At 68.3% G+C, this 10,190-nt stretch carries 9 protein-coding genes and 1 pseudogene; 5 read left to right on the top strand and 5 right to left on the bottom strand.

Features of this window, described 5'->3' with window-relative positions:
* The 3 genes and pseudogenes from O3W51_RS34590 to O3W51_RS34580 all read left to right on the top strand — a co-directional run.
* Positions 1–856, top strand: a pseudogene (locus O3W51_RS34590) (mobilization protein); the annotation flags it as partial.
* 244 nt (positions 857–1,100) lie between these two features.
* A complete protein-coding gene (locus O3W51_RS34585; RefSeq protein WP_164608441.1) occupies positions 1,101–1,544 on the top strand; it encodes a hypothetical protein in 444 nt (147 codons plus the stop codon).
* Positions 1,545–1,621: 77 nt separating this feature from the next.
* Complete coding sequence (locus O3W51_RS34580) at positions 1,622–2,323, top strand: hypothetical protein (protein WP_164608429.1); 702 nt, start codon at positions 1,622–1,624, stop codon at positions 2,321–2,323.
* Between the two features lie 183 nt (positions 2,324–2,506).
* Here the strand turns inward: O3W51_RS34580 and O3W51_RS34575 are convergent, their stop codons facing one another.
* Both O3W51_RS34575 and O3W51_RS34570 read right to left on the bottom strand, forming a co-directional pair.
* The gene (locus O3W51_RS34575) at positions 2,507–3,325 is read right to left on the bottom strand and encodes a DUF317 domain-containing protein (RefSeq protein WP_164608428.1); all 819 of its coding nucleotides are present in this window, start codon (positions 3,323–3,325) and stop codon (positions 2,507–2,509) included.
* 15 nt (positions 3,326–3,340) lie between these two features.
* Positions 3,341–3,631, bottom strand: a complete 291-nt coding sequence (locus tag O3W51_RS34570; RefSeq protein WP_269288285.1) for a hypothetical protein — start codon at positions 3,629–3,631, stop codon at positions 3,341–3,343.
* A 656-nt stretch (positions 3,632–4,287) separates the two neighbouring features.
* On the opposite strand from O3W51_RS34570, the gene O3W51_RS34565 reads away from it, so the two are divergent.
* Together O3W51_RS34565 and O3W51_RS34560 are read left to right on the top strand one after the other, a co-directional pair.
* The gene (locus O3W51_RS34565; protein WP_269288284.1) at positions 4,288–5,814 is read left to right on the top strand and encodes an AAA family ATPase; all 1,527 of its coding nucleotides are present in this window, start codon (positions 4,288–4,290) and stop codon (positions 5,812–5,814) included.
* On the top strand, positions 5,814–6,725 hold the full coding sequence (locus O3W51_RS34560; RefSeq protein WP_164608426.1) for an HNH endonuclease: 912 nt from the start codon (positions 5,814–5,816) through the stop codon (positions 6,723–6,725). The genes O3W51_RS34565 and O3W51_RS34560 overlap by 1 nt, the downstream gene beginning before the upstream one ends.
* Before the next feature lie 188 nt (positions 6,726–6,913).
* Here the strand turns inward: O3W51_RS34560 and O3W51_RS34555 are convergent, their stop codons facing one another.
* From O3W51_RS34555 to O3W51_RS34545, 3 genes are all read right to left on the bottom strand, one after another.
* Positions 6,914–7,948, bottom strand: a complete 1,035-nt coding sequence (locus O3W51_RS34555; protein ID WP_164608425.1) for a SpaA isopeptide-forming pilin-related protein — start codon at positions 7,946–7,948, stop codon at positions 6,914–6,916.
* A gap of 124 nt (positions 7,949–8,072) precedes the next feature.
* A complete protein-coding gene (locus O3W51_RS34550; protein WP_269288283.1) occupies positions 8,073–8,540 on the bottom strand; it encodes a hypothetical protein in 468 nt (155 codons plus the stop codon).
* A gap of 194 nt (positions 8,541–8,734) precedes the next feature.
* Positions 8,735–9,802 (bottom strand): GDSL-type esterase/lipase family protein, encoded by a 1,068-nt coding sequence (locus tag O3W51_RS34545; protein WP_164608424.1) that lies wholly within the window; start codon positions 9,800–9,802, stop codon positions 8,735–8,737.
* Positions 9,803–10,190 lie beyond the last annotated feature (388 nt).

The raw sequence follows: 10,190 nt of genomic DNA, 5'->3' as shown, positions 1-10,190 counted from the left end.
ACCCAAGAGCCCCTCCCCCGCGCGCCGGCGGACCGCGTCGGCTGCCTGGACTGCGATCACGGTCGTTGAACACGGCGACGACGCCGTCGCCGCCGCCCACATCGCGGCAGCCGGCGAGGTCCTGGACGCCCTCGCGAAGACCTCCGCCGCCCACACCCGGCGGGAACTGCGGGACGCCGCATTCGCGTTCGAGCGGGCCTCGCGCTCCCACGTGCGGGCCGAGCGCGGACACGACCGTGCCCTGCGCCAGGCCGCCCGCGACCTCGTCCACGGCGGACCAGCCCTCGGCCGAGGCGAAGACGGTGCAACGACCGCGATGGCCATCGACATGCTTTTCTTCCTCATCACCGCCACCGCCCACTGGCACGCCAAGAAGGGGCACGCCCAACAGGCCGCCGCCGCCCGCCAAGCCGCCGAGCACCTGCGCTCCGCCTACCAAGCAGCCGCTGCCCAACCCCTCGCAGTCCTCTACCAGCACGGGCGACGCCTGAACCGGCCCCGGCTCCAGAAGCAGACCGCGCTGCTGCGCGCGGCGCTGCCGGACCTGGCCGAACAGATCCTCGGCGAGCCCGGCTGGTACGCCCTGGCCGCAACCATCGCGGACACCGAAGCCGCCGGCTACGACCCCGCCACGCTCCTGTCCGACGCCGTACAGCGCCGCGAACTCGACACGGCCGGCTCGGTGAGCGAGGTGCTGGTGTGGCGGCTGCGGCGTCTGGCAGATCTGCCCGCTGACGCCTCCGGAGTCCCCGATCACAGCTCGGCGAAGGGCCCGTCCACTGTGTTTCCTGCGGCGTCCCGCCCCGCCTCATCCGGCCGGCAGCGCGGCGAAGAGGCCGCGGGCAACACGCGCTGAACTGTGCCCGCCGCGCTCGTCCGCAGATCATGCACACGGCCGACACCAGGGAGACCACGACCATCCGGCCGGCGATCCACACCATGACCGTCCGCCACGACGGCAGAAGGCCCAATCACGCCGGGAGTCCGATGCCCCTTCGGGCACTTGGTGCGGCGGGACTGTGGGCTTTGTGAGTTGAAGCTGTCCGGGAACTGGGGGACGATCATGACGCGTGCAGGACGAGACGAGGGAGGACGCCAGGGTGTTTCACCGGATACGCCGCCGTGCGAAGGAGCCCAGCGAGGCACAGCGCCGGTTCTTCGAGCTGTCGGCGCAGATGCAGGGACAGGTACCGCCGGAGGTCGCGCGCGTGCGGGCCGACCTGGAGCACGCCGTGCCGACCGCCGCGGTGGACGACTTCCTCCCCCCCGAGCTGCGCGTGCCGAGCCACGATCAGGTCGCAGGCCGGATCACCTCCTGGAAGCAGCCGCTCGTCATCGACGGCAAGATGGTCGCCTGCGCCACGTGCGGGACGTACCGGGACTGGCTCATCCTCTCCGCCCACGACCAGATCTGGCTGCGCTGCCGGGCCGGCCACCAGCAGCAGGAGAGCCGCCTCAACACCGCCTGGTACAACCGGCACACCGGCCCCGCGGACGCGACGCACGCCACGTTCGAGGACTGCCTGCGCCACCTCGGCCACTGACCCCCACCCCTACGACCCCGCCGGGCCAGCGGCCCGCACTGACCACCCGCCACCTAGCACCAAGGGGTCGTTCGACCATGCGCGTTCGCATCGCTATATCCGCCGTTGGCCTCACCGCCGTCACGCTCCTCACCGTGCCCGCCTGCACCACCGACAACACCCAGGCCAAGGCCGGCCCCGCCTCCTCAGCCCGGACCGAAAAGCCGGGCAGTGCCGCCCCAACCGCCGCCCCGCTGTCGTCAGCCTCCCTGGAATCTCGACTCCTCGACGCGAGTGACCTCGGCAGCGGCTACCTGCGCAAGCCCGACCAGCCGGCCCGGCACGACGACGTGGCCGTCGTCGGCTGCCCCGCCCTGAGCAAGGTGGGCGGCGATGCCGCGACAGGCGGCTCGCTCGACTTCCCACGCAAAGCGGAGGCCACCTTCACCTACGCCGGCGGCCCGGACTCGGAGGTCTCCGAGGAGCTGTACAGCGACAGCCCGACCAAGCTGTCCGACGGCATCAGCCGCATTTTCAACGCCATGACGGGATGCCCCACTTATCAGGTCATCGTGGGCGGCACGAGGATCGATATGGCCTCGCAGAAGCTGGCCGTACCCGGCCGACTCGGCGAGGAGCAGTGGAGCCAGCTCCTGACGTTCTCCGCGGGTGGGCGGGACACCGTGGTGAAGCAGACCGCGATTCGTGACGGCAGCATCCTGCTGATCGTCTCCGGCTCCCCGGCCCTCGTCGACCGCCATGTCGACAAGGCCCTCGGCAAGGCGACGACAGCAGGCTGACCAACCCCGGACGTGCTGCTGCCCCCGACCTTCGTGGTCGGGGGCAGCAGCACGTCGTGACCATGATGCAAAGAGCGGGTCCCTGACTTCACTGCCGATGCGTGCTCCAGAGAATCCAAAAGCCCGGCCTTCCCTTTCGGGAAGGCCGGGCTCCATACGTTAGATCGAGAGCGATCTCGAAGGCTAGGCCGGGGCCCGGAGCAGTCGCTCCCGGGTGGCCTCGGGCAGCACCCGGCGTAGGACCGGTGCGGTGGAGCTGAGGGAGGCGGCGAAGGACGCGACGAGATCGTGGGGCGCACTGGCGCCGAATGACGCGGCCCACAAGCACGGTGCGCCCAGCGCGGGCTCGGCCCACGCCTGCCACCCGGCCAGGCCCGCCTCATCGGCCTCGGCGGTCAGGGCGCGCGGGTCGGCGTCCTGGATGAGGGGCGGAACCTCGCCGAGGCTGAGGTATGAGGTGAACGACGGGTCCGTGGCTCCCGTGTGGGGCTGGTCGATGTCGCGGAGCCAGCCGTGTCCGGTCACTGCGTCGAGGACCATCTCGGGGCCGGCGAGCGGCACGGCGGGCTGGTCGCGGGCGTCGAGCGCGACGAGGAAGTCGACGAGGACCTCCCCGGGGACGTCAGGGGTGAAGTAGGCCGACCACGCGGCGAGCGGGCTGCTGGTGTCCGCGCGAGCGGAGACCTGCCAAGCGATCGGCAGGTCCCCCAGATAGAACGGCTCATCCGCCAGAGCCCATTGGGCCCAGCGCAGCGTGTCGGGGCTGATGTACAGGACGGTACTGCGCAGGACCTGCCGGTCCTGCGGTGCCTCGTCCCGCTCACGCCGTCCGCGGACGATCGTCAGGCTCGTCCAGCCCAGGCCGGTGAGGGCGTCTGCGACGGCGTCGTAGAAACGCCCGTCGTCACCGGCCAGGTGCCGGGGACCGACCCAGTACGCGGGGGTGGCACCGCGCGGGGTGGGCGGGTCGATCGGGTAATCGGGGTGCAGGAGCGCCTCCAAGTGCTAGGTGCGGTTCTACTGGCCGCGTGCGGTGCGGCGGGGGCGGCGCGGGGGTGCCTGGACGGGGCCCTGCCAGGTCAGGGCGACAGCGACCTCGGGTGGCAGATGGCCGAGCTGGGTGTCGGCATCCCGCCCTTCAGCGAGGTAGACGACGGGACGGCCGGTCTCGTCCACGGACGGTAGGACCTGTGCAAGGCGGTGCGCCATGGGGAAGAACGGGTTCATTGCCAGCCGGACCGGCAGGTCTCGGTCGCAGGCGGACAAAAGGTCGATGAGATCGCCGACGGTCGTCTCCGTGTGTGTCACGGAAAGCCTCCTGGTGTGGGAAAAGCAGTGCGTGGTGGAATTGTCATACCGGTAGCAACCGGAAGGCCGTCCTCGGACATCCAATTCGAGCCTCCGGCGTGAGACACGCCGCGATTTCGTCAGGACGCACGCCATGGCCGAGGCAACGATCTCGGTCCAGCCGAGTGGAAACCAGCCGAGGCATAGGCGGCCATCCTTGCTGCTGACGCGCGTCCCCGGTCGTCCACGATTAGGTGCATCTCGGCGGAGATTTGGTCCAGGACGGGCATGGGCTGGGCCGGGCCGAACTCCCCTCACGTTGCGGGGCTCGGCGGTGGTGGTGGGGAATCCGGGACTAACGGGAGCCACGGGCACGAGCAATCGATGCTCTGACCTGGCACTTCCTGCAAGTTGATCTAGGTTGACATGCCCCTGCCCGCGTTGGCCAGTCTTTCGGGACTCTTTCCTGTCTGCCTCTGGCGAACTGCTGTCCTTCGCCATCCATTCGAGGCGTTCGACAACGAACCCAGCCGCAGGGCCATTCGTTGGACAGACGGTTCTGGCCGAGACCGGCTGGGACGGTGGAACCCTCGCCAAGCACCGCCAGCCCAGCGTTGCACCGCGCGCTTTAGGATCGTCTGGTCACAAAGAGAACCATCAAGTGGGAGGGCGCAGCCTTGCGTTTCGCGGTTATCAATGAACGCAGGGGCGAGGGGGATCCCGTACGGGATGACAGCGTCGATGCCCTGCTCGTCGAGGATGCATGGGACGACTTCGGGTACCGCACCATGTTCACATTGCGCCTCCGCTCCAGTGGCGGATGGACCGATGTCGGCACGGTGAAGATCGGCCACGTGTCGATGGACAGCGACGAGCAGAACAGGGTTCCTCTGCCGGAGCGCTTCAGCCGACTGGACGCGTCCTACTTCTCCGTGGGCCAGGACGAGAGCTACTACAACACGCTGCGCGAGATAGCCGGTCCGGTCCGCGTGGAGGTGCTTGAAGCGCTCCGGGACATCGCTTTCGATGACCACGCTTTCGGTATCGCCTTGGACCACGATGTGACCCGGACGTCGCTGCTGCGCTTCGTGAAGATGTCCACCGTGCGCGGTCAACTGCAGCGCATCGCCCGCGGTGGAGTGCGCCAGGTGAGCTTCGACATCGCCTACGAGCCGCCGCTACCGCCGGAGACGGAACCCGTGCGCTTCCGGTTCCAGGTCGAGCCCGGCTCCCACCCGGCCAGCAATGTGCACGCCCTGACCGGGCGCAACGGCGTTGGTAAGTCGTACGTCCTGTCCCATCTGGCCCGCGCCGTCGCCGCAGCCGAGCCGCAGCCGCGGGTGCTCGGGCAGGTCATCGAGTACGACCGCGAAGGCCGCTCCTTCGCCAACCTGGTGACCGTCTCGTTCAGCGCCTTCGACGACGACTTCCCCCTTGTCGAGGGCGACGAGATGTTCGTCGCCTCCTATGTGGGCCTGCGCGTCCAGGGCTCGCGGTCGCCGAGGTTCAAGACCCCAGACGGTCTACGGAAGGACTTCGCGCAGGGCATGAAAGCGTGCTTGACGCGCGAGCGCAGTGCCCTATGGATCAAGGCGCTGCGAATCCTCGACTATCCGGGCAGCGGGCTGCTGCAGGAGGGGTGGCTGGAGAATTTCGAGAACACCGTCAGCGTGCGCAGCCGCGAGACCAAGGCACGGCGGCTGTTCCGACGGCTCAGTGCGGGCCACCGGATCGTTCTGCTCACCATGACTCGGCTGATCGAGCACGTCAGCGAGCGGACCCTGGTCATCATCGACGAGCCGGAGACCCACCTTCATCCGCCCCTGCTCGCCGCGTTCATGCGGGCCCTGTCCGAGCTGCTGTCCGACCGCAACGGGCTTGCCATCGTGGCCACGCATTCACCAGTGGTGCTCCAGGAGATTCCGGCCTACTGCGTCTGGAAACTGTGGCGTTATGGCGATCAGCTGGGTGCCGCACAGCCCCGCATCGAGACCTACGGGGAGAATGTGGGGGTCCTGACCCACGAAGTCTTCGGTCTGGAGCTCACCGAGGCTGGCTTCCTTCACGAGCTGCGTCGCCTCGTTGAGGCCGGCTACGCGTACGACGACGTCCTGGGCCACTTCCGCGGACGGCTTGGCGGTGAGGCGCAATTGGTGCTCAGCGCCTTGATCGGCCATCGCGACGAAGTGGAGGAACAGATCTGATGCAGCACCTGGACCCGCCAGCACTCGATGCCCGTGACGTGTACACCACGTGTATCGCCAACGCCCGGTTCCGAACCAGAAAGAAGCTGGAAGCGTTCACTGATGACGTGGTCGACGCGGCCGAGATCTACGAGGGAGCCGCTCGCGGCCAGGCCCTGCACACCCTCACGGGCCTCGCGGCCCAGCCCCACGCTCTCACCGACCGCAAGGTTCTGGAGGGCGTGTATACCGATCGCATGGTCAGGGATCGTGCCCCGGGCCGTCGTATCTATGAGGCGCTCAGGGGCACGACCGACGATGAAGGCCGCCGGCGGGAGAACCGGTGCCCCCTGTGCGGGGAGGGCCTGGTCACGACGCTGGACCACCATCTCCCCAAGAGCCACTACCCGCTCCTGAGCGTGGTCCCGGTCAACCTCGTTCCCGCCTGCGGCGACTGCAACAAGATCAAGCTCGACGCGGTCCCCATCAGCGCAGGCGACCAAACTCTGCACCCCTACTTCGACGACTTCTCCCACTACGCCTGGCTCCGCGCCCGTATTCGGAGGCCGCGGGGCAGCGAGAAGCTGTCCGTGAAGTTCTTCGTCGCCCCCCACCCTGAATGGGACGCCACGCTCACCGCCCGGCTCGGCAGCCATTTGAAAGTGTTCGACCTGGATTTCCGCTACAGCCTCCTGGTCAGCAGCCACATCGCGGCCACCAACCACGGACTCATGATCATGCCTAGCAAGTACATCGCGCCCATGCTGGCGCGCAGAGCTGAGGGTTGGCGCTGCCGGGGCAACCCCAACACTATGGGGTGTGCCCTGTTCAAGGCCCTGGCCGCCGATGAGTGGTACGTCAACGGCGGCTGGGGCGAACCGAGCCCAGGGGTGAACCTCGACCTCGACTACCCGGACGAAACCCTCGACTGATCGCGTTTCGGTCGCCGATACCTCGAAGGTTGATTCGAAGGCATGCCACAGGCTCCGAGACACGATCCTCTGGCCACGGGGCGATGTAGAGCCTCGAGTCCAACAGGACTCAGCGCAACCGCGTAGAGCGGATACGCAGCAGGCCCCCGGGGGTCCCGGGGGCCTGCAGATCGAGGGATGACTGTCGGTTAGCTGCTCTCGCGGTTGTCGTCCGGCTCAGGCTCGGCCGACTTGCGGCGGCGGGCAGCGATCAGGGCGCCGCCACCAGCGGCGACGAGGAGTCCTCCGGCGCCCACTATCCACCCAGTGGCATCGGCGCCGGTGTGCGCGAGGGACCCTACCGGCGCCTTCGGCGTTCCTTCCTTGGCTGTGACTGCGGTCGGGAATGGTGAGGGCTCAGTAGCCGATGGGGCGGAGTCGGCGGGTGCGGTGGATGGGCTGCCGGAGGGCCCATCGGTCGGCTTGTCCACAGGCGGGGACGGGGCGGTGGTGGGCTTGTCTGTGGGGTCGGGCTTTGGGGTGGTTGCGGTCTTGGAGTTATTGACGGTGACGGTAACTACGGCGCCGGGGGTGGCGGTGAACGCTTTCGCGGGCTTGTAGAGGTCATAGCCCTGCGGGGCGCTGACCTGCTTGACCCAGAAGTCGGCCTTACGGCTCGTCACGGGCAGCTCTGCGGTGGCTGTTCCCTGCGGTCCGGTGGTGAGAGTCAGCAGGGTCTCGCTGCCCGTTCCAATGTTGACGGTGGAGCCGGGGAGCAGCTTTCCGGTCTTGTCATCCTTGGCCTGGAGGAGAACCTTGGCGGCCTTGAACGGGTCGGTGATCGTCAGCGGTGTGGTCGCGCCGGGGGTGACGATGACGTCCTGGTCGGCGGCGACCTCGTGGAGCGCACTGCCGGAGGAGGTTTCCTTCAGCCGGTACACGCCGGGAGCGAGATCGGGGAAGGTCAAATTGCCGTGCGCGTCCGTCTTTCCGCGTCCGGCTTCCCGGCCGGTGGAGTCGAGCAGCACGAAGGTGGCGCCGGGGAGGACGTTCCCGGCCGCGTCCTTGTTGGTGATCACGATGCTGCCCACTTTCGCGGCCGGTATCTGGGCGGGAGCACTGGAGGCCGAGGGGATCGGCTGGGATGGCTGGGCGGTCGCGGCCGGCGCCCAGGTGAGGGTGCCGGTCACTGCGGCGGCGAGGGCAGCGGATCGGACGGCGCTGCGGGCGATACGAGCATGCACGAAGAGGAAGGCTCCTTGATCAAGGGGTGGGGAGTGGGAGGTTCATCGGGTCCCGCCTGCGCGGGGCGGGAGGCGGGCGGGCTGGGAAGAGGATGTCTGGGGCGGCGCAGAACGCTGGCGCGGCTCAGCGGGCGTGGCCACCAGGGGCGTGGGTGGCAGGCGGGGCGGGAACCTCGCGGGCGGTTCGGCCCGCAGCACGCCTTGCCGCGACCGCTCGCCAAGCGCCGGGGAACCAGACGGCGGTGTACTGCTGGATGGCATCGCGCAACCCGGTGGTGACGGCGCCCTCCCACGGTGGCTGACCCGGGCGGTGGTAGGTGTCGAACGTGCCGTACCGCTTGGTGTTCTTGGAGGTGTTGGCGGCCTCGTCGCGGCGGTGAAAGGTGCCGTGGTCCACGAAGCTGAGGGCCACCGCGTCGATCTCGCCCCGGTCCGGGTGGATGACCGCCAGGCGCAGTCCGCCGTAGGTGCCCGCGTGGATGGTGCCGGTGAAGGCGATCCGCAGCCGCAGCGGTCCATCCGGGGTGGGGGAGGCGAAGTACGTGGCGCCTACCACGGTGCTGTGGCGAAAGGGGAGGCTGGTTTTGTTCACGAGTACGAGCAGCAGATGTTCACCACTTTGGGAGGCACTTGAGCGGGCCACGGAATCGAACAGAAGGGCTTTGTGGGCATCGCTCCTGCCTCGGCGGCCCGCCAGAAGCCGTGAGATCTTCTCTGCGGATGTGTGGAGGGCCGGGCCCGCACGGTGCGGGCCCGGCCCTCTGGGTGGGTCACGATGTGGGTCGGCTACACGAGGCCAGCGGCACGCAGGGCATTGGTGACCTGGGCGGTCTGGTTGTCGGCTCCACGCTTGTTGGGGTGGAAGGTGGTGAGGGTCTCGTTGCCGCGGAAGATGCCGCCGCCGTTGGCGAGGAGGCCCTGCATCCATGCCGTCCAGCCGGGGGAGAACGGCGGCATGAGCGCGCCGGCCGGGAAGCGGGCGGGCTTGTAGCCGTCCAGGGTGTCGTCGAACTGGTAGCCGGCGTAGAGGCCGTACATCCACTTGTCGTTGCCCTCGCGGCAGACGTGGTGGTCCCGGCTGGACTCTGCGATGTCGACGAAGGCGTGGCCCTCCGATGCGGCGGCTTCGCGCACGATGCTGTCCACGAGGGCGAACTGCTCCTGGATAAAGGGCATGTCGCCCTTCTTGATCGTGATGTTCTCGTCCAGCCCGTTGTCGCAGGTGCGCTGCTCGTCGGGGGTGCTGGGGAACAGGGTGGGGTATCCGACGAAGAAGAACGACGCGCGAGGGGCCCGCTCCCTGAGTACCGGCATCAGCTTCGCGAAACCGCTGCGCAGATCGGCCTCCTTCTGCGCGAGGTCTTCGCGGCCCTCCTCGGTGTCGCGGTAGTAGTCCGTGCCGGGACTCCCCAGCGAGCTCGCGCCCAGCGCGGCACACTTGGCGACGATCTGTCCGATGTTGAACTGGTTGCCGCCGATGCCGACGGTCACCAGGGCGGTCCGCTCGCTGAGCGCGTCGACCTGCGGCGGCTTCGATGTCGGGATGAACTGAGGGCTGCCGTTCTCGTCGACGGGCACGTACGGCGGCCCGCCGAAAACCGTCTGCTGGACAAGAAGGCCGCCGAGGCCCAGGCCGCGCCCGTCGATGTCCGCGCCACCGCTGGTGGCGTCGATGAACTCGTACTCGGCCAGAACCCCCCGGGACAGCTGCTGGGGGTAGCTGTCCTTGGACCGGCCGGTGTAGTCGCCATCAGGCCCGCCGAGTCCGCCGCCGACAGACTCGCGGACGAGGTTGACGTCGCCGCCGATGAACTGGCCTGCACTGTACGAGTCGCCAAGCGCGACGTACTGCATGAGAACCGCCCTTTCAGCCTGGACACTCCCGGTGAGCATGAGGCTACTTACAGTCACAATTCGCTGCAAGTTGGGATCCGATCACGCCCTGATCACAAAAACGGCCACAGCCGAGAACCCCCGACCTCCGCCGCAGTCGCGCACCAGAGCAACCAGGTTCCGCTGGAGCCCCAGCACACCGTCACGACCTTGCTGACCCCCGCACTCAACAGCGACGTTTGCCACCCTCAGGCGCCACGCTGGAACCACAAAGCCTCCGCTCTACGCCGACTCGCTTGAATCGAGCAGCCGCCACCGCAGCGCCTCCCAAAGTGGTGAACATCTGCTGCTCGTACTCGTGAACAAAGCCAGGGAGGCACAGCTCGGCAAAGAACTCGGGGGCCTGCAG

It is taken from the genome of Streptomyces sp. H39-C1, from assembly GCF_027158125.1.
Taxonomy (GTDB): domain Bacteria; phylum Actinomycetota; class Actinomycetes; order Streptomycetales; family Streptomycetaceae; genus Actinacidiphila; species Actinacidiphila fildesensis.
The sequence above is the reverse complement of the archived record's forward strand: the minus strand, read 5'-3'. Positions and strand labels throughout refer to the sequence as shown.